The sequence below is a fragment of the Agrococcus versicolor genome, from assembly GCF_039531815.1.
Taxonomy (GTDB): Bacteria; Actinomycetota; Actinomycetes; order Actinomycetales; family Microbacteriaceae; genus Agrococcus; species Agrococcus versicolor.
In genome coordinates, this window is record NZ_BAAAQT010000008.1 from 609,567 (window position 1) to 628,823 (window position 19,257).

Below are 19,257 nucleotides of genomic sequence, written 5' to 3' on the forward strand. Positions count from 1 at the left end.
GGATGAGGTCAGGGCGACGGCGGGACGGACGGCTGGGGCTCCTCCGACGGCGGCGTCGACGGGGCAGGCGTCTCGACCGGCTCGGTCACGGTGAAGACGAGCGGCGCGGAGGCCGGGCTCGTCAGGGGCTCGCGACCGTCGGCCTCGCACGTCACGGTGTACGTGAAGGTGACGCTGCCGGGGCCGCTGAAGGTGACCTGCGCACTGGAGCCGTCGACGTTGCCCACGCCAGCCGGACCCTCGATGAGCGCCGTGTACGAGCCCGAGTAGCCCGCAGGGCACGTGTACGTCGGCCACGTGACCGTGAGCGCGTCGCCGGGCTCCACGTCCGTCGAGCCGCCCTGCGGCGTCGCGGCCTCGGGCTCGGCGAGCGTCGGCAGCGGCGCGTACACCGCGGCCGAGATCGTCGAGCCGGTGGCGACGGGACCCGTCGGGTTCACGGCGTACACCGTGCCCACCTGGGCTGCCGTCGGCGCGGCCTCGCTGCCGGTCTGCACGTCGGCGACGAGCTCGAGGTCGGCCATGGCGTCGCGGAACTCGGCCTCGGTGAGGCCCAGGTAGTCGTCCTCGTCGATCTGCACCGTCTCGGCCGTCTCGGACGGCGTGGGCGAGGGCGGCGCGGACTGCGACGGCTCCGGGTCGTCGCCGCCCATGCCGAGCAGCGCCCACGCGAGCGCGATGAGCCCACCGATGAGCAGGATCGCCGCGATGACGACCCAGACGATCCACGGGCGGCGCTTGCGCTCGTCGACCGGCCGCTCGTCGTCGATGGCGATCGGGAGCGCCGACGTCGCCGGCTGCGACTGCGTGCCGATGACGCGCGTCGTCGCCTGCGTGGGCGCGTCGATCGTCGCGAAGGAGTCGGTCGAGGCGATGCCGGGCACGATGGCGGCGGCACCGGCGATGTCGCCGCGGCGCAGCATCGTCGCGGCGCGCGACAGGTGCGCGGCGGACGTCGGACGATCCGCCGGCTTCTTCGCGATGCACGACAGCACGAGGTTGCGCACCGGCTCGGGCACGGTGCCCGGCAGCTCGGGCGGCGCGTCGTTGATGTGCGCCATCGCGATCGCGACCTGCGACTCGCCCGTGAACGGGCGACGGCCGGCGAGCGCCTCGTAGGCGACGATGCCGAGCGAGTAGATGTCCGTCGCGGGCGCGGCGGCCTGGCCGCTCGCCTGCTCGGGCGACAGGTACTGCACGGTGCCCATGACCTGGCCCGTCGCGGTGAGCGGCACCTGGTCGGCGATGCGCGCGATGCCGAAGTCGGTGATCTTCACGCGCCCCTCGGGCGTGATGAGCAGGTTGCCGGGCTTGATGTCGCGGTGCACGAGGCCGGCCTGGTGGGCGGCGTGCAGCGCGGCCGACGTCTGCGCGACGATGTCGAGCACCTTGTCGGCCGGCAGCGTGCGGTCGCGGTCGAGGATCGCGCTCAGCGGCTCGCCGGGCACGAGCTCCATCACGAGGAAGGCGCTGCCCTCCTCCTCGCCGTAGTCGAACACGTTGGCGATGCCCTCGTGGTTCACGAGCGCGGCGTGCCGGGCCTCGGCGCGGAAGCGCTCGAGGAATCCCGGGTCGCCCATGTACTCGTCCTTGAGGATCTTCAGCGCCACCGTGCGTCCGATGACGAGGTCGCTGGCCTGCCAGACCTCGCCCATCCCGCCGATGGCGATCCTCGAGGTGAGCTGGTACCGCCCGCCGAAGGTGAGTCCGCTCGTTGGCCTCATGAGTTCAGCACCGCCTCGATCATCGCTCTGCCGATGGGTGCGGCCACCTGGTTCGAGGTGTCTGCCGCGATGTTCTGCTCCGGGACGACGACGACGGCCACGGCGACCTGCTGGCCGTCCGAACCCTCGCCGAATCCCGTGAACCACAGGTTGTAGGGGCTGTCGCCCGACTCGTCGTTCTCCGCCGTGCCGGTCTTGCCGCCGACCGTCACGCCGGGGATGGCCGCGTTCGACGCGAGTCCCTCGGTGACGCCCTGCACCATCAGATCCTGCATGGTCTGAGCCGTGGACTCGCTGACCGCCTGCCCCAGCGACTGCGGGGCGGGCTCGGCGAGCACGTCGAGGGTCTCGGTGTCGATGACCTCGTCGACGAGCTGCGGCTGCATGAGCTCGCCGCCGTTCGCGATCGCCGCGGTCGTCATCGCGATCTGCAGCGGCGTGACGCGCACGTCGAACTGGCCGAACGACGTGAGCTGCAGCTCGGAGGGCGAGAGGCCCGTCGGGTAGGTCGACGGCGTCACCGACATCGGGATCGACAGAGGGTCGCCGTAGCCGAACGCGGCGGCCTGGTCGGCGATCGCATCCTCGCCCAGCTGCTCGCCGAGCTCGGCGAACGGGATGTTGCAGGAGTAGATGAGCGCGCTCGTGAGCGACACCTGGTCGCCCTCGCCACCCGAGCACGCCTGCCGCGTCGAGTTGTAGATGGGGGTCTGCGTGCCCGACAGGTCGAGCGACGCAGGATTGCCGAACGTCGACTCGGGCGTGTAGCTGCCCGACTCGATCGCCGCCGCCGTCACGACGAGCTTGAAGACCGAGCCGGGGAAGTACAGGTCGCCGCCGATCGCGCGGTTCACGAGCGGGTCGTTCGGGTCGGCGAGCATCGTGTCGTACGCGGCGATGACGGCCTCGGTGTCGTGGTTCGCGAGCAGGCTCGGGTCGAACGTCGGGCTCGAGGCGAGCGCGAGGATGTCGCCGGTGGCAGGGTCGATCGCCACGGCCGCACCCGTCGCGCCGGCGCCCGCGGCGGCCAGGCCGTCCATCGCGGCCTGCTGCGCGGCGGGGTCGATCGTGAGCTCGACCGAGGAGCCCGACGGATCCTGTCCCGTGATGAGCTGCTCGACCTGCTGGAAGAACTGGCTGGACGCCTGCCCCGTCAGCTCGTCGTTCATGGCGCCCTCGATGCCGCTGTTGCCCTGTCCGAGCGTGTTGTAGCCCGTGACTGGAGCGTAGAGCGCACCCTGCGGGTACACGCGCTGCCACTCGTAGACGTCGCCGGACTCGACGCTCTGCGCGACGGCGGTGCCATCGACGAGGATCGAGCCGCGCTCGGCGGCGAACGACGCGAGGATCGTGCGCGAGTTGCGCGGATCGTCGCGGAGCGCGTCGGCCTGCGCCCACTGGATGATGGACGTGGAGCCGAACAGCGCCACGAACATGCACAGCAGCAGCACGCTGACCCTCGAGAGCTCGCGGTTCATGCGGTCACCACCCTTCGTTGCACGCGCACGGTGTCGCTGAGTCGCAGCAGCAGCGCGACGATGATCCAGTTCGCCAGCAGGGCGGATCCGCCCGCGGCCATGAACGGCGTCGTGAGGCCCGTGAGCGGGATGACGCGCGTGACGCCGCCGACGACGATGAAGACCTGCAGCGCGATGACGAACGCGAGGCCCGTCGCGAGGAGCCGCGTGAAGTCGTCCGAGCCGAGGTAGCCGATGCGGATGCCGCGCGAGGCGAGCACGAGGAAGAGCGCGAGGATCGCGAAGACCCCGACCATCCCGAGCTCCTCGCCCATCGACGCCATGATGAAGTCCGACTCGGCGTGCGGCACGATGTTCGGCCTGCCGAGCCCGAGGCCCGTGCCGATGAGGCCGCCGGCCGCCATGCCGAAGATGCCCTGCACCAGCTGGTAGGAGCTGCCCGACTGGCGCTCGAAGACGTCCTGGTCGAACGCGCGCAGCCAGCCCTCGACGCGCGCCTCGACGCGTCCGATGCCGAGGCCCTCGAGCATCGCGGGGTCGAGGCGCAGCAGCAGCACGGCGACGACGAGGCCGGCGGCCGCCGAGAGCCCGCCCGTGACGATCCAGCCGATGCCGTCGCCCGCGCGCCAGCGCTGCAGGGCCATGACGGCGAACGAGCCGGTGATCGCGACGATCGCGAGCACGATGACGCCGATGCCGACGCGCTGCATCCACTCGGCCTCGCCGCGCGTGAGCAGCCACAGGAGGCCGCCGGCGAACGCGACGAGCACGAGGCCGATGAGGATCCACGAGCGACGCCCGGTGGCGACGTAGAGCATGACCGTGAAGAGGCCGAAGTACAGCAGGCCGGTGCCGAGGTCGCCCTGCACGACGAGGACCATCATGCACATCGCCCACACGAGCGCGATCGGGCCGAGGTCGCGCAGTCGCGGCAGCTGCAGGCCGAGCACCTTGCGCCCGGCGATCGACAGCGAGTCGCGGGCGGTGACGAAGTAGCCGGCGAAGAACACCGCGAGGGCGATCTTCGCGATCTCGCCGGGCTGGAACGAGAACGGGCCGAGCTGGATCCACACCTGCGCGCCGTTGATCTCGGCGCCGATGCCCGGGATCATCGGCAGCAGCAGGAGCACGAGCGCGACGGCCATCGCGGTGAAGCGGTAGCGCAGCAGCACGCGGTGGTTGCGGATGACGAGCAGCACGACGATCGCGGCGATCATCGCGATGCCCGTCCACGCGATCTGGCGCACGCCCGCGGCATCCCATCCGAGGTCGCCGCGCGCGATGTCGATGCGGTAGATCATCGCGATGCCGAGGCCGTTGAGCGCCGTCGCGATGGGCAGGAGGAACGGGTCGGCGTCGCGCGCGACGACGCGCAGCACGATGTGGACGACGAGCGTCATGGCCGCGAGGCCGCCGAAGAGGTACAGGAGCGTGAGGTCGACGGCCTCGAGGGCGCCGATCTGCACGAGCACGAGGGCGCCGGCCGCGATGGCCCACGCGATGACGAGCAGGAAGAGCTCGAGCGCGCGCAGCCGCTGCGGGTTGCGGATGCGGACGCGGATCGCCTCGGTCGCGTCGCGCAGCTGGATCATGCCGGTCTGGAGCGCGTTCGTCATGGCGACGACACCTCCAGCCGGTCGACGATGCGCTGCGCGGCGTCGAGGTCGTCGGCGTTGATCGTCTGCTCGATGCGCTGCTGCTCGAAGTCGGTGAGGTCGGCGAGCTCGATGCTCGTCACCTGCACCTCGGAGGACAGCACCACGGGGCCGACGTCGCTCTGCACGCCCTGGTAGATCGTGACGTAGCCGTCGTCGTTCGCGCCCACGAAGTAGCGCGTCTGCGTCCATGCGTAGAAGCCGAGCGCGCCGCCGACGACGACGATGACGGCGAGCACGACGCCCACCGTCCACGTGATGCGACGACGGAGCTTCCAGCGGCGGTGCTCGGCGAGCAGCTCGGCGAGGTACTCCTCGCTCTCGGGCTCGAAGTGCTCGTACGCGGGCTGCTGCTTCGCCTGGATGGGGTGCAGCAGCAGCTGCGTGAGGCTCATGGGGGCCGGCTCGGGCTCGGTCGCCGCGTAGTCGATCTCGGTCGCGGCGCTGCCCACCGTCTGCGGCTCGACGCTCGACGCGGGCGACTCGTCGACGTCGACGATCACGACCGTGACGTTGTCGGGGGCGCCGTGGCTCAGCGCCTCCTGGACGAGGCGGTCGGCCGTCGCGGCGGCGTCGCGTCGCTGGCCGAGCAGCTGCGCGAGCCGCGTCTCGCCGACGACGCCGGACAGCCCGTCGGAGCAGACGAGCCAGCGGTCGCCCGGCTGCGCGTCCTCGATGAAGCCGTCGACCTCCGGATGCGTCTCGATGTTGCCGAGGACGCGCATCACGACGTTGCGCCGCGGGTGGGTCTCGGCCTCCTCGCGCGTGATGCGCCCGGCCTCGACGAGCTTCTGCACGAACGTGTGGTCGGTCGTGACCTGCGTGAGCGCGCCCACGCGGTAGCGGTAGATGCGGGAGTCGCCGATGTGGGCGATGGCCATGCGATCGCCGACGCGGACGATGCCCGAGACCGTCGTGCCCATGCCGACGAGCTCAGGGTGCTCGCGCATCTTCGTCTGCAGCGTCTCGCCCGCCGACTGGATCATGTCCCGCAGGTCGTCGAGCGCCTCCTCGGGGCTGTCGTGCGGGCGGTCGACCTCGCGCAGCCTGCGCACGGTGAGGGCGGACGCGACGTCGCCGCCCGCGTGGCCGCCCATCCCGTCGGCGACGACGAAGAGGTGCGCGCCGGCGTAGCCCGAGTCCTGGTTGTCGCTCCGGACCCTGCCGACGTGGCTGCGTGCTGCGGCGAGCGCCACGTCACCGCCTCAGCTCGAACGTGGTGGTGCCGATCCGCAGCTCCACGCCCGGGCTCGCGGGGCTCGAGCCCGTCACGCGGCGGCCGGCGACGAACGTGCCGTTCGTCGAGCCGAGGTCCTCGATGCGCCATGCGTCGCCGTCGAGCACGAGGCGGGCGTGGTTCGACGACGTGTAGTCGTCCTTGACCTGCAGGCCGGCGCTGCTCGAGCGTCCGATCGTGAGGCCCGTCGACGGCAGATCGACCTCGAGGCCCGCGCGCGGACCGCCCGTGACGACGAGCCTGCTCGCCGCGCGCGCCGCCGCGGGTGCCGTGCGCGACCCGCGACCCATGGTCGTGACGGTGGTGGCGGCGTCGGGCGAGGCGGCAGGTGCGGCTGCACGCGACGAGGGCGGGGTCGCGGGTGCCGCGCTCGGCGTCGGCGAGGGCGAGCCCTGCTGCTGCAGGCGCGTGATGCGGGAGGCGAAGAGGTCGCTGCGTAGCGAGTACACGACGATGAAGATGAAGACCCAGAGCAGCACGAGGAAGCCCACGCGCAGCAGGAACAGCGTCAGCTCGCTCATCGCCCGCCCCTCGACTCCGCGAGCACCCGGTACACGAGCCGCGTCGAGCCGATGTCGATGATCGAGTCGGGCTCGAGCAGCGACTTCTTCAGCCGCCTGCCGTTGAGCAGCGTGCCGTTCGTCGAGCCGAGGTCGGTGATCTGCGCGCGCGAGCCGTCCCACACGATCTCGGCGTGGGCGCGCGATGCGCCGGCGTCGTCGATCGTGATGTCGGCGTCGGAACCGCGACCGATGACGGTGCGACCCGTGCGCAGCGAGACGCGGTTGCCCTTGATGTCGACGACGGCGCGCCAGGCGACCTCGCCCTTCGCGAGCTCGGCGTCGACGGCGAGGATGCCGGTCGAGAGCGCGTCGTCGCGTTCGAGCGCCAGGTCGACGCCGCCGGCGAAGGAGTACTGGTTCTCGGCCGCGTGCTTCTGCACCGCGGAGCGCAGCTCGTCGGTGAGCGACTCGCCGAGCCGCTGCATGCGCGCGTGGTCCTCGGGGGAGAGGCGCACCGTGAGGCGATTGGGCACGAGGATGCGGTCGCGCGAGACGACGGAGGCGTTGGTGTCGAGCTCGCGCTTCAGCGCCGCCGCGATCTCCAACGGCTCGACGCCGCTGCGGAACGTCTTGGCGAATGCGCCGTTGACGACCCGCTCGAGCCCACGCTCGAAGCTGTCGAGGATTCCCACGTTGCTGTCATGCCTCTCACTCGTGCGCCCCCCAGGGTAGGGGAAGATCCCCTGCGACGCGTCGCAGCGGCCTGTCGACCTGGTAGAGTCGCGGGGTTGGCGTGCAGCGATGCACGCTCTCGCGCGAGTGGCGGAATTGGCAGACGCGCTGGCTTCAGGTGCCAGTGCCCGCAAGGGCGTGGGGGTTCAAGTCCCCCCTCGCGCACACGAGATCGATGGCCCCGGAGGAGACTCCGGGGCCATCGTCGTGTGCGGGCGACGCGCCGCCGACGCACCGTGGCAGGCTCGCTGCGTGACGATCGCGCTGCGGCCCATGACCGACGACGACTGGCCGGCGGTCGAGCGCATCTACGCCGAGGGCATCGCCTCTGGCGTCGCGACGTTCGAGGCCGCGACGCCGACGCGCGAGGCGTTCCTCGCCACCCGCGTCGCCGGGCTGAGCCACGTCGCGGTCGGTGGCGAGACGATCGTGGGCTGGGTCGCCGCGTCGCAGGCGTCGTCGCGGGCCGTCTACCGGGGCGTCGTCGAGCACTCGATCTACGTCGACGACGCGGCGCGCGGGCGCGGCGTCGGCCGCATGCTGCTCGAGCGCCTCGTCGAGGCGTCGGAGGAGGCGGGCGTCTGGACGATCCAGTCGGCGATCCTGCCCGAGAACGCCGCGAGCATCCGCCTGCACGAGCGCGCCGGCTTCCGCGTCGTCGGCACGCGCGAGCGCATCGCGCGCACGCCCGACGGCGTCTGGCACGACACCGTGCTGCTCGAGCGCCGCAGCCCGCTGCCCTGACCCCGCCCTGCGCCGGGAGCGTGGGAGGGCATGCCGGTACCCGGCACGCCACGACCCTTCCCACCGCCGTCGACATGCGCTCGACTGGGAGTCGGACGTCGCACATGCGACGAGGAGGAGCGGACGATGCACACCAGGATCCTGGGACGCGGCGCGACGGGCGAGGGCCTTGAGGTCGGGGCGATCGGCTTCGGCGCGATGGGCATGACCACGAGCGCCGCGTCGAACCCCGGCGACCGCGACGCCATGATCGGCGTCATCCGGCACGCCGTCGACCGTGGCGCGACGCTCGTCGACACCGCCGAGGTCTACGGCCCGTTCGACAACGAGCGGCTCGTGGGCGAGGCGATCGCGCCCATCCGCGACCGCGTCGTGCTCGCGACGAAGTTCGGCTGGGACATCGTCGACGGGCGCTCGGTCGGCGTCGACTCGCGCCCCGAGACGATCCGGAGGGTCGTCGACGCATCGCTCGAGCGACTCGGCGTCGACTCCATCGACCTGCTGTACCAGCACCGCGTCGACCCGGACGTGCCCATCGAGGACGTCGCGGGCACCGTGGGCGAGCTCGTCGCCGCAGGCAAGGTGCGCCACCTCGGGCTGTCGGAGGCCGGGGCCGCCACGATCCGCCGGGCGCACGCCGAGCATCCCGTGACGGCGCTGCAGAGCGAGTACTCGCTGTGGACGCGCGATCCGGAGGCCGAGATCCTGCCGACGCTCGCCGAGCTCGGCATCGGCCTCGTGCCGTTCAGCCCCCTCGGTCGCGGCTTCCTCACCGGCACGATCGGCGCCGACGCGACCTTCGCACCGGGCGAGCTGCGCGCGTCGACGCCCCGCTTCTCGCCCGAGAGCCTGGCGGCGAACCAGGCGCTCGTCGACCACGTGCGGGCGCTCGCGACGACGCGCCAGGCGACGCCCGGCCAGGTCGCGCTCGCATGGCTGCTCGCGCAGCAGCCGTGGATCGTGCCCATCCCCGGCACGCGCACGCGCGCTCGCGTCGACGAGAACGTCGCCGCGACCGAGGTCGCGCTGTCGGCCGACGACGTGGCGGACCTCGACCGGCTCGTCGAGCGCATCCCCGTCGTCGGCGCACGCTACGACGAGGTCCACCTCCGTCGCGTGGGACTCTGATCGTGGCCGACGCAGCGACCCTCGACGACCTGCTCGACGCCCTCGCCGCCGGCGAGACGATCGAGGGCGGATCGCCGCTCCACGCCGTCATGCACGTCGCGAGCCAGGATGCCCTCCGCATCACGGGCGAGCTGAACGGCGGCTACCACGAGCCCGAGCGCGTGCGCGCGCTGCTGTCGGCGCTCATCGGCTCGCCCGTCGACGACTCCGTGACCCTCTTCCCGCCCTTCACGACCGACTTCGGCAGGGGCACGCGGATCGGGCGGCGCGTGTTCATCAACGCCGGGTGCCGATTCCAGGATCAGGGCGGCATCACCATCGGCGACGACTGCCTCATCGGGCACGACGCGATCATCGCCACGCTGCAGCACGGCATGGCGCCCGAGCGGCGCGGCGACCTCATCCCCGCGCCCGTCGTGCTCGGGCGGAACGTGTGGCTCGGCGCCCGGGTGACGGTGCTCCCGGGCGTGACGATCGGCGACGACGCGGTGGTGGGCGCCGGGTCGATCGTCACGCGCGACGTGCGACCGCGCACCGTCGTCGTGGGTGCGCCGGCACGCGAGGTGCGCGAGCTCTGACGCCGCCCGCCTGCGGCCTCCGCCTGCGGGCGACGGCTCAGCGCCGCCGCGCGACCGCTCGGCCGACGCCGACGAGCGCACCGGCCGCGAGCAGCCAGGGTCCGGCAACGAGCAGCGGATCCATCCACGCGTGACGCAGGTCGACGCGCCCCGGGCTCCGCCGCGAGCGGATGGGATGCCTGCGCGACTCGGCGAGCACGCCGGTCTGCGTGATGGGCTGGTCGGGCCTCGTCGACAGGAGGGACCTGGCGCGCGAGCCGGCGGTCTCGACGCGGTCGCCGAGGATGAGCAGCAGCCAGTGCGGCGTCTGCCCCTCGCTGTAGCGCTCGTACGCCAGCCGTCGGATGGCGCCCGAGACCCCACGCAGCGGCTGCGCCGTGCCGAACACGGGCGTGATCCGCGGGTGCTCGACCGACCGCTCGCGGGTCTCGCCGTGCGCCTGCTGCTCGGGCAGCCGCCAGTGCGCGCCCGTGGGGATGCCGGGCTGCTCGCGCGGGAAGGCGGGTCGGTCGGCGGCGTCGAGGTCGATGCCCCACCCGGGGACGCGGGCGCGCAGCGCGTCGCGATCGGGCCCGGGCGTCGCGTCGTCAGCGGCGTACGGCATGGTCTCCTCCTCGGGTGCCGGGGCGTCGGGCGAGGGTCATCGGCCCGACACCTCCACGACGGTCTTGACGTTCCCATCGAGCTTCGACGAGGACATGTGGTAGCCCTCGGCGATGTCGTCGAGCGGGATCCGATGCGTGATCATGGCGCTCGGATCGATGATCCCGGCGCGGATGTGCTCCCACAGCCGCGGCCACTGCCGCTTCACGGGCGCCTGGTTCGTGCGGATCGTGAGGCCCTTGTTCACGGCGTCCCCGAGCTTGACGGCGCTGAAGATCGGGCCGTACGCACCCATGACCGAGACGGTGCCGCCCTTGCGCACCGCGTCGATCGCCCAGTCGAGCGCGACGGGCGACCCGCCCTGCAGCTTCAGCTTCGACGCCGTGACGTGCTGCAGCACGTGTCCGTCGGCCTCCGCGCCGACCGCGTCGATCGCCACGTCGGCGCCCAGGCCGTCCGTCGCGCGCTTGAGGTGGCGCACGATGTCGTCGACCTGGCCGAAGTCGATCGTCTCGGCGTATCCGAACGTCCGTGCCATCTCGAGCCGGTGCTCGAGGTGGTCGACGACGATGACGCGGCCCGCGCCCATGAGCCAGCACGAGCGAGCGGCCGCGAGGCCGACGGGGCCGGCGCCGAACACGACGGCCGTGTCGCCCTCGACGATGTCCGCCAGCTGCGCGCCGAAGTACCCGGTCGAGAGGGCGTCGGTGAGCAGGAGCGCGTTCTCATCGGAGACGCCCTCGGGGATGACCGAGGGGCCGACGTCGGCGAAGGGCACGCGCACGAGCTCGGCCTGCCCGCCGTCGTAGCCGCCCGCGGTGTGCGAGTAGCCGTAGATGCCGCCCACGGCCGTGGCGTTCGCGTTGACGTTGTGGCAGTTCGAGAGCAGGCCGCGTGCGCAGAAGTAGCAGGAGCCGCAGGAGATGTTGAACGGCACCATCACCCTGTCGCCCACCTGCAGGTGCTCGACGTTCGAGCCGACCTCCTCGATCGTGCCGATGAACTCGTGGCCGAACGTGTGGCCGACGCGGGTGTCCGGCATCATGCCGTGGAAGAGGTGCAGGTCGGATCCGCAGATCGCAGCCAGGTCCACGCGCACGATCGCGTCCCCGGGGTGCTCGATCGTCGGATCGGGCTTCTCCTCGACGCGGACCGTATACGGCCCGCGATAGGTCATGGCCTTCATGCGTCTCCTCGACTCGTCGCGGTGCACGCCACGATGCTGCGCTCGTCTGCGGATCGCAGGTCCGTGGCGGCTGCGGCGTCGACGGGCTGCCATCCTCCGACTCGTGCGCCGAGCGGCTGCGCCCGAGCGTCAGAGGCTGATGGCGACCAGGGTGACGAGGGTGACGAGGGTGACGCCGACCACGACGAGCACGCCGCAGCCGCATCCGATGCCCAGGAGCGGGCCGTAGCCCACGCGCGACGTCCGCGCGCCCGACTGCTGCGCAGCGGCGAGGAACGCCGGTCCGCCGCCGAGCTGGAAGGAGTGCGCGCCGGCCGCGACGTTGACGCCGCGGGCGACGTCGACGCCCGCGCCGAGCACAGGCTTGTCGAGCACGCTCGCGACGCCGCCGACGATGCCGTGGCGGATGCCCCTGCCCACGGTGCGGGAGTCCGCCAGCAGCGGGTAGCTCCGACCGTGGACGACGAGCGTGATCCGCTGCGCTGCGGACTTCACGGTGACCTCCTGCGCCGGGACGCTGAAGTGCTGGGTCCAGCCGTTCGGCATCGCGACCCACAGGGTGATGACGCCGCCTGCGACCTCGGCCCGCGCGGGGAACCAGCCTCCCGAGGCGGGATCGCCGAGCGCTCCCGCGAACACGGCGGAGGGCGGCTGGTACGCGGGCGGATGCGGCATCGTCACGGTGTCCTCGGTCTCCTGGCGGCGGCTGCCGCGCCTCGAGGCGTCTGGTCCGGGCGGCGCACCGCCTCCATTCGACCGCACGGGACCTGGGGGCGACCTGCGCTCGCGCTGGCAGGAGCGGGGGAGGGCCGAACCGGACGAGGCCTCCGAAGGGCGCGGGTGCCCCCGACGGGCTCAGCCCTCGACGGCCGTCGCCCGGGCGGGCTCCGCGTCATGCGTCGCGACCCACGATGCGAGCATGCGCAGGGCGTCCGCCGACGGGGTGTCCGCCGGGGCCGTGTACACGTTGAGCACGAGGCCGGGCTCGCTGGGCAGCTCCATCGACTCGTAGTCGAGGTCGAGGTCGCCGACGATCGGGTGGTGCAGGCGCTTGCGACCCGAGCGGTGCAGGTGCACGTCGCGCGACGCCCACCGCTCGCGGAAGGTCTCGCTCTGCGTCGACAGCTCGCCGACGAGCCGGATGAGGTCGGGGTCGTGCGGCGCGCGCCCGGCCTCGAGCCGCAGCATCGCCGCCGCGTCGTTCGCGACCTGGTCGTAGTCGCGCCAGAACGTGCGGGCGGCGGGATTGAGGTAGGTGAAGCGCGTGGTGTTGACCGGCCTGCTCGGATCGTCGAACACCGGCTGGTACAGCGCCCGGCCCATCGCGTTCGCCGCGATGATGTCGTGCCTGCCGTTGCGCACCCAGGCGGCGCCCGAGAAGGCGTCGAGCACCTGCAGCACCGACGCTCGCACGCTCGTCGCCGACGGGGTGGGTGCCTTCGTCGACGGTGCGACGGAGCGGGCGAGGTCGTGCAGGTAGGTGCGCTCGGCCTCGTCGAGCTGCAGCGTGCGGGCGAGCGCGTCGAGCACGCTCTCGGAGGCGCCGCCGAGGTTGCCGCGCTCGAGCCGCACGTAGTAGTCGACCGAGACGCCCGTGAGCATCGCGACCTCCTCGCGACGCAGCCCTGCGACGCGGCGGTTGCCGCCGTAGGCCGGCAGCCCCGCCTGCTCCGGCGTGATCCGCGCCCGCCGGGTAGTCAGGAACTCCCGGATCTCGCCGCGCATGTCGCCCATGCGCCCACGGTACGACGGGGGAGCGGCGCGTGGGAGGGCCTGCCGGTACCTGCGCATGCCCGCGACGCACGACGCCGGGCGCCCCGCGTGCAGCGGGACGCCCGGCGGGCTCGTGCGTCAGTGCGAGGCGGATGCCTCGGCGCGCGCGGGGGTGCCGCGCACGAAGGCCGCGAGCACGATCGCGAGCAGCGACAGGCTCGCGCCCACGACGAACGCGAGGTGCACGCCCTCGGCGATCGACGCCGCGGCATCCGTCGTGCCGCTCGCGACGGCTGCCGACGCGCCGACGGCCATGAGCGTCACGAACAGTGCGGTGCCCGCGGCGCCCGCGACCTGCTGCAGCGTCGACATGATGGCCGAGCCGTGCGAGTACAGGTGGCGCGGCAGCGAGCCGAGCGCCGACGTGAGCAGCGGCGTGAACATGAACGCGAGTCCCAGGTTCAGCACGAGGTGCATCGCGATGATCGTCGGCACCGTCGAGTCGGCGTCGAGCGTCGTCATCCACCACAGGGCGCCGCTCGTGACGATGGCGGCGGGCAGCACGAGCGGGCGCGGGCCGAAGCGGTCGAAGAGGGCACCGACGATCGGCGCCGCGACGCCCATGAGCACGCCGCCGGGCAGCAGCATGAGACCGGTCGCGAGGGTGTCGAGGCCGAGCACCTGCTGCAGGTAGAGCGGCAGGAGGATGAGCGTGCCGAGCAGCACCGCGAAGACGACGATCACGAGCACGACGGCGAGCGAGAACGAGCGCGTGCGGAAGACGCCGAGGTTCAGGAGCACGCGGTCGGTGGAGCCGAGGCGCAGCTGGCGCCACACGAACGTCGCGAGCGAGGCCACGCCGATCACGATCGGGATCCACACGGGCACCGCGGCGTGGCCCTCGGCCGACTCGCCGATCGAGGCGAGGCCGTAGACGAGGCCGCCGAAGCCGATCGCCGACAGCAGCACGGACGGCACGTCGAGGTGGCTCGCCTGCGTCTCGGTGAGGTTGCGGACGAAGACGGCGCCGAGCACGAGCGAGAGCACGGCGATCGGCAGGACGAAGACGAACAGCCAGCGCCACTCGAACGCCGAGAGGATGAGGCCCGACACCGTGGGGCCGACGGCGGGCGCGACCGCGATGACGATCGAGATGACGCCCATGATGCGGCCGCGACGCTCGGGCGCGATGACGGACAGGGCGGTCGTGAACAGCAGCGGCATCATGATCGCCGTGCCCGACGCCTGCACGATGCGGCCTGCGAGCAGCATCTCGAAGCCGGGCGCGAGGGCTGCGATCGCGGTGCCCGCGGTGAACAGACCCATCGCCGCGAAGAAGAGGTGGCGCAGCGGGAAGCGCTGCAGCAGGAACCCGGTCGTGGGGATGACGACGGCCATCGTGAGCAGGAAGCCGGTCGTGAGCCACTGCGCCGACGACGTGGTGATGTCGAGGTCGACCATGAGTTGCGGGATCGCGACGCCCATGATCGTCTCGTTGAGGATGACGACGAAGGCGCTCGCGACGAGCAGTGCCAGCACGGGGCCGGGGCGCGGCGGCGTGGCGGCCCGGCCCTGGGACGGGTCGACCGTCGGGATGGATGCGGTGGTGGAGCTGGTCATGGTGATCCTCGTCGTCGCGCTGCGTCTCGTCTGCCTCGGGTGCGGTCGGCGTCGCCGCCTGCCGCCCGCGCCGAGCCACGTCGATCCGCGCGTCGTGCCTACTTGGCAGTGACTGCCAAGTAGGCGGGGACTACCGTAGCATGGCCGCATGACCATCGAGGAGCCGCACGGCGTCGACCTGCGCGAGCGGCGTCGATCCCAGACGCGCTCCGAGGTCGCCGACGCCGCGCTCGACCTCTTCGAGCGGCAGGGCGTCGCCGCGACGACCGTGGAGGACATCGCCCAGGCCGCGGGCATCTCGCCGCGCACCTTCTACCGGCTGTGCGGCACGAAGGAGCAGGCGGTGCTCGACGACGTCGAGCTCGCCGCCTCGATGCTCGCGTCCGCCGCCGAGGTCGACGCCGCCGCGCCGCTGCGCACCCAGCTGGTCGCCACCTGGCGCGGCCGGCTCGCGGACATCGAGGCCGACGTCGAGGGACACCGCCGCCACCTGCGCATCCGCAGGCTCATCGCCGACGAGCCGACGCTCCTCGCGGCGGCGCTGCGGCAGGAGCATCAGCGCGACGAGGCGTTCGTCGCCGCGCTCGCCGCATCGACCGGGCGCGACCTGCTGCAGCTGCGCGCGCTCGCCGAGTGGCTCTCCGTGCTCATCCGCCTCGCGATCGAGGAGTGGCTGCGCGTCGCCGACGAGGGTGGCGACGAACGGCTCGAGACGATCTACGACCGTGCGCTCGCCGCGCTCGACGGCACCGCGACGCTCTGAGCTCAGGCCGTGCGGTCGCGATCGATCGCGACGAGCGAGCCCAGCGGCGCCTCCTCGGCACGGCGACGCGCCGCGGCATCCAGCAGCCCTCGCTCGACCAGCGCAGCGAGGGCGTCGGAGCGCTCGGCGACCATGCCCGCGCGCGCCGACTCGGGCAGCAGCGCGATGGCGGCGGCGGCCTTCGCGACGTCCGGCGTGCCCGCGGCGGGGAACCAGTCGCGCGTGCGCTCCGCCGCGCGGGAGGCGAGCAGCAGCGCTGCGAGCACCGCGACGCTCGTCGCAGCGGCGAGGGAGGTCGCCACGAGCGCGCCCGTCGCGTCGGCGCCCTCGCCCGCGCGCCGCACGAGCACCGGGATCGTGAGCAGCGCGAGGCCGAGCGTCACGATCGGCAGCGCGAGATCCGACAGGATGCGCATGCGCCGGCGTCGCGCCCACGCGATGAGCGAGGCGAGCGGCAGGAGCGTCGCGATCGCGAAGCAGAGCGCGACCACGGGGAAGGCCACCGCGGCGTCGACGGGATCCGACACGTCGGGTCGCGCCGCGGTGCCGGGCAGGATGACGCGGCCGTCGGACGCCGCGATCGCGAACCCCGCCGCGGGAGCGACGAGCGCGACGAGCGCCAGCAGGCCGAGGAGGATCGCGCGCCCCCGACCGACGCCGCTGCCCGCGCCACCGCCCGCGTCGTCGAGGCGCCGCCTGCCGAGCGCGCGCAGCGCATCGTGATCGTGCCGCAGCAGGTGCGCGTCGAGATCGGCGAGCCGCAGCCGCTCGCGCGGCACGGCGCGCGCCCACTCGACGGCGCTCGGGATCTCGACGGCCATGCTCCTCCTCGGGTCTGCCCGATGCTGCCAGGCGAGCCTGGGTCCGCCGTGGACGGACGCCTCGTCGTCACCGCACGGGCTCGTCGCGCACCGCTCCTCCCTCCACGGTCCAGCGCCGCGTGACGCCGACGTCGGCGAGGAACCGCTCGTCGTGGCTGATGACGACGAGCGCACCCTCGTAGCCGGCGAGCGCCTCGACGAGGCTGCCGATCGCGTCGACGTCGAGGTCGTTCGTCGGCTCGTCGAGCAGCAGCAGGCGCGGCGCCGGATCCGCGAGCAGCAGGCGGGCGAGCGCGAGCCGCAGCCGCTCGCCGCCCGACAGCCCTGCGGCCGTGCGGGCGCCGTCGTCGCCGCGGAACAGGAAGCGCGCGAGCATGGCCCTCGCCGCGTGCGGCGACGCCTGCGGGTTCGCGGCACGCAGCACCTCGACGAGCGTCGCCGACTCGTCGACCTCGGTGCGCTGCGCGAGCATCCCCACCTCCGCGATGCGATGCGACACCGTGGCGACGGCCGCGCGTGACGGCCTCGCAGGCCACTCGGCGATCGCGCGCAGCAGCGTCGTCTTGCCCGAGCCGTTGCGACCGGCCAGCGCGATGCGCTCCGGCCCGCGCACGACGATCGGGCCGCCCGGCGCAGCGAGCTCGACGACCGTCGTGCCGTTCGGCACGCGCGTCTCGGGCATGGCGATGCGGATCGAGCGGTCGTCGCGAACCGCCTCCTCGGCCGTCGCGATCGCCGCCATCGCCGTCGCCTCCCGCCCGCGGTGCAGGCGCCGGCTCGCGGCGCTCGTCTGCTCCGAGCGTCCCGCGAGGCCGTTCGCCACGATCTTCGGGATGCCGCCCGCCGCCTGCCTGCGGCGCCCCGCCGCCTCGGCCTGCTGCCGACGCTCGGCGGCCACGATGCGATCCGCGCGCTCGCGGCGATGCTGCTGATCGGCATCCTGCAGGTGCCGGCGGGCGGCCGCCTGCTCGATCGCGACGGCCTCCTCGTAGACCGACCATGGCCCGTCGAAGGTGCGCAGCTCGTGCCCGTGGATCTCCGCGATGCGGTCGACGTGCTCGAGCAGCGCGCGGTCGTGGCTCGCGACGACGAGGGTGCCCGGCCAGCCGCGGATCGCCGCGACGAGATCGGCTCGCGCGTCGGCGTCGAGGTTGTTCGACGGCTCGTCGAGCAGCGCGATCGGCGCGCCCGAGAGACGGATGGCGGCGAGGCCGACGCGGATCGCCTCCCCGCCCGAGAGCGACCGCATGGGCCGGTCGAGCAGCGAGGCGTCGCCGGCGACGCCGGCGGTCTGCAGCGCGGCGAGCGCCTCCGCATCCACGCCCCAGCGGTCGGCGACGGCGTCGAAGCGCGCCGGGTCGACGTCGCCGCCCTCGATCGCGGCGATCGCGGCACGGATGCTCGCGATGCCGAGCGCGTCGGCGACGGAGCCCGGATGCGACGGCAGCGACTGCGGCAGCGTCACGGCGGATGCCGAGGCCGTCACGGTGCCGGAGGTGGGGTCGAGGTCGCCGGCGACGAGGCGCAGCAGCGTCGACTTGCCGGTGCCGTTGCGGCCGACGAGCCCTGTGGTGCCGGGACCGAACGTGCCGGAGACGTCGTCGAGGGCGACGGTGCCGTCGGGCCAGACGACGGAGACGTGGGTGAGCTGGATGGTCGAAGACACGGTGTCCTCCATGAGCGCGGGTGGCGCGCTGAGGACGATGCGGTGCGTGTGCCGCTCTCAGCGCGCGATGGTCGCGTCGCGGAGGATCTCCGTCATGCTCTCGACTTCGTCTCGAAGGGCCCGCGCTCTCACCGCGGCCTGGTCGGGTGGCGACGATACCGGGCTGCGGTGCGGGGCGCCAGCGTGCGACCGGTCACGTCCTGCGTCGACCGGTCGCGATCTGCGCTGACTGGTCACCTTCTGCGTCGATCGGTCGCGTTCTGCGCTGACTGGTCGCGTTCTGCGTCGATCGGTCGCGTTCTGCGTCGAAAGGTCGCCTATGGACGCATCCTCACCATGACTGGTCACGATTGCACCTCAGACGAGCCTCTCGAGGTGCAACCGTGACCAGTCGAGGTGCAACGGTGACCAGTCGAGGTGCAACGGTGACCACTCCGGGTGCAAGCGTGACCAGTCAGCGCAGATCGTGACCAGTCAGCGCAGATCGTGACCAGTCAGCGCAGATCGCGACCAGTCAGCGCAGATCGTGACCAGTCCGGGTGGGATCGTGACCGATCGACGATCGACGATCGACGATCGACGGTCGACGGTGGGCGGCGCGGACCGCGGGGTCAGGTCAGCAGCGACATGCCCGTGCGGGCGGGGGCGACGTCTGCGAAGCCGTGCGCCTCGTAGAGGCGGCGGCCCGGAGGGTCGGCCGTGAGCGTGACGTAGGCGCCGGGCTCGGCGCGCTCGCGGATCTCGGCGAGGAGCGATCGCAGCACGGCCTTGCCGATGCCGCGGCCCTGGTGCTCGGGCAGCGTCGCCATGTCGGCGACGAGGAAGTACCAGCCGCCGTCGCCGAGCACCCGGCCCATCGCGACAGCCTCCCCGGCCCCGGCCCCGGCCCCGACACCGACGCCGGCCTCGCCGCCGCCCACTCGAATGGTGCGCCACGTCCAGCTGCCGGCGATCGCCCCCTCCGCCTGCCCGTGCGTCTTGGGCGAGAGGCCGCTGACCGCGCGCAGGTGCCGATACTCGTCGATCGTGGGCGGCTCGAGCAGCATGCGGTAGCCGGAGGCGAGGGCGTCGTCGGTCACGCGGTCAGGCTAGCGGCGGCCTCCGAC

The 19,257-nt window shown here is 72.8% G+C and carries 18 protein-coding genes and 1 tRNA gene; 5 read left to right on the forward strand and 14 right to left on the reverse strand.

The window, feature by feature from the left end; translation table 11 throughout:
- Window positions 1-8: 8 nt before the first annotated feature.
- From ABD249_RS15485 to ABD249_RS15510, 6 genes are read right to left on the reverse strand one after another with little or no spacing between them, the layout of a single operon-like run.
- A complete protein-coding gene (locus ABD249_RS15485; protein ID WP_344344941.1) occupies window positions 9-1,724 on the reverse strand; it encodes a protein kinase domain-containing protein in 1,716 nt (571 codons plus the stop codon).
- Window positions 1,721-3,202 carry a peptidoglycan D,D-transpeptidase FtsI family protein gene (locus ABD249_RS15490; protein WP_344344942.1) on the reverse strand — a complete coding sequence of 494 codons (1,482 nt, stop codon included), beginning with the start codon at window positions 3,200-3,202 and terminating at the stop codon, window positions 1,721-1,723. The genes ABD249_RS15485 and ABD249_RS15490 overlap by 4 nt, the downstream gene beginning before the upstream one ends.
- Window positions 3,199-4,818 carry an FtsW/RodA/SpoVE family cell cycle protein gene (locus ABD249_RS15495; RefSeq protein ID WP_344344943.1) on the reverse strand — a complete coding sequence of 540 codons (1,620 nt, stop codon included), beginning with the start codon at window positions 4,816-4,818 and terminating at the stop codon, window positions 3,199-3,201. The genes ABD249_RS15490 and ABD249_RS15495 overlap by 4 nt, the downstream gene beginning before the upstream one ends.
- Window positions 4,815-6,053: a PP2C family protein-serine/threonine phosphatase gene (locus tag ABD249_RS15500; RefSeq protein WP_344344944.1), complete on the reverse strand. Its 1,239-nt coding sequence runs from the start codon at window positions 6,051-6,053 to the stop codon at window positions 4,815-4,817. Before ABD249_RS15500 ends, ABD249_RS15495 begins: the two co-directional genes overlap by 4 nt.
- 1 nt (window position 6,054) lies before the next feature.
- Window positions 6,055-6,615, reverse strand: a complete 561-nt coding sequence (locus tag ABD249_RS15505) for an FHA domain-containing protein FhaB/FipA (RefSeq protein ID WP_344344945.1) — start codon at window positions 6,613-6,615, stop codon at window positions 6,055-6,057.
- Window positions 6,612-7,289 carry an FHA domain-containing protein gene (locus tag ABD249_RS15510; protein ID WP_344344946.1) on the reverse strand — a complete coding sequence of 226 codons (678 nt, stop codon included), beginning with the start codon at window positions 7,287-7,289 and terminating at the stop codon, window positions 6,612-6,614. Before ABD249_RS15510 ends, ABD249_RS15505 begins: the two co-directional genes overlap by 4 nt.
- Before the next feature lie 121 nt (window positions 7,290-7,410).
- Between ABD249_RS15510 and ABD249_RS15515 the strand changes: the two genes are divergently transcribed.
- From ABD249_RS15515 to ABD249_RS15530, 4 genes are all read left to right on the forward strand, one after another.
- Window positions 7,411-7,494 (forward strand) — tRNA-Leu (locus ABD249_RS15515).
- 87 nt (window positions 7,495-7,581) lie between these two features.
- The gene (locus tag ABD249_RS15520) at window positions 7,582-8,073 is read left to right on the forward strand and encodes a GNAT family N-acetyltransferase (RefSeq protein WP_344344947.1); all 492 of its coding nucleotides are present in this window, start codon (window positions 7,582-7,584) and stop codon (window positions 8,071-8,073) included.
- 126 nt (window positions 8,074-8,199) lie between these two features.
- Window positions 8,200-9,201 (forward strand): aldo/keto reductase, encoded by a 1,002-nt coding sequence (locus ABD249_RS15525; RefSeq protein ID WP_344344948.1) that lies wholly within the window; start codon window positions 8,200-8,202, stop codon window positions 9,199-9,201.
- Between the two features lie 2 nt (window positions 9,202-9,203).
- Window positions 9,204-9,779: a DapH/DapD/GlmU-related protein gene (locus ABD249_RS15530; RefSeq protein WP_344344949.1), complete on the forward strand. Its 576-nt coding sequence runs from the start codon at window positions 9,204-9,206 to the stop codon at window positions 9,777-9,779.
- Between the two features lie 37 nt (window positions 9,780-9,816).
- On the opposite strand, the gene ABD249_RS15535 is transcribed toward ABD249_RS15530, so the two are convergent.
- The 5 genes from ABD249_RS15535 to ABD249_RS15555 form a co-directional block, all read right to left on the reverse strand.
- Window positions 9,817-10,383: a hypothetical protein gene (locus ABD249_RS15535; protein WP_344344950.1), complete on the reverse strand. Its 567-nt coding sequence runs from the start codon at window positions 10,381-10,383 to the stop codon at window positions 9,817-9,819.
- A gap of 36 nt (window positions 10,384-10,419) precedes the next feature.
- Complete coding sequence (locus ABD249_RS15540) at window positions 10,420-11,568, reverse strand: zinc-dependent alcohol dehydrogenase (protein ID WP_344344951.1); 1,149 nt, start codon at window positions 11,566-11,568, stop codon at window positions 10,420-10,422.
- 129 nt (window positions 11,569-11,697) lie between these two features.
- On the reverse strand, window positions 11,698-12,243 hold the full coding sequence (locus tag ABD249_RS15545) for a hypothetical protein (protein WP_344344952.1): 546 nt from the start codon (window positions 12,241-12,243) through the stop codon (window positions 11,698-11,700).
- 180 nt (window positions 12,244-12,423) lie between these two features.
- Window positions 12,424-13,302, reverse strand: coding sequence for a helix-turn-helix transcriptional regulator (locus ABD249_RS15550; protein ID WP_344344953.1), 879 nt, complete (start codon window positions 13,300-13,302; stop codon window positions 12,424-12,426).
- A 117-nt stretch (window positions 13,303-13,419) separates the two neighbouring features.
- Complete coding sequence (locus ABD249_RS15555) at window positions 13,420-14,901, reverse strand: MDR family MFS transporter (RefSeq protein WP_344344954.1); 1,482 nt, start codon at window positions 14,899-14,901, stop codon at window positions 13,420-13,422.
- Between the two features lie 148 nt (window positions 14,902-15,049).
- Between ABD249_RS15555 and ABD249_RS15560 the strand changes: the two genes are divergently transcribed.
- Entirely contained in the window at window positions 15,050-15,664 is a 615-nt protein-coding gene (locus ABD249_RS15560) for a TetR/AcrR family transcriptional regulator (RefSeq protein ID WP_344344955.1), read from the forward strand.
- A gap of 2 nt (window positions 15,665-15,666) precedes the next feature.
- Here the strand turns inward: ABD249_RS15560 and ABD249_RS15565 are convergent, their stop codons facing one another.
- The 3 genes from ABD249_RS15565 to ABD249_RS15575 all read right to left on the reverse strand — a co-directional run bounded on the left by ABD249_RS15565 (window position 15,667) and on the right by ABD249_RS15575 (window position 19,230).
- Window positions 15,667-16,485 (reverse strand): hypothetical protein, encoded by an 819-nt coding sequence (locus ABD249_RS15565; protein WP_344344956.1) that lies wholly within the window; start codon window positions 16,483-16,485, stop codon window positions 15,667-15,669.
- A gap of 67 nt (window positions 16,486-16,552) precedes the next feature.
- Window positions 16,553-18,151 carry an ATP-binding cassette domain-containing protein gene (locus ABD249_RS15570; protein WP_344344957.1) on the reverse strand — a complete coding sequence of 533 codons (1,599 nt, stop codon included), beginning with the start codon at window positions 18,149-18,151 and terminating at the stop codon, window positions 16,553-16,555.
- A 611-nt stretch (window positions 18,152-18,762) separates the two neighbouring features.
- Window positions 18,763-19,230: a GNAT family N-acetyltransferase gene (locus tag ABD249_RS15575; protein ID WP_344344958.1), complete on the reverse strand. Its 468-nt coding sequence runs from the start codon at window positions 19,228-19,230 to the stop codon at window positions 18,763-18,765.
- Window positions 19,231-19,257: the final 27 nt, after the last annotated feature.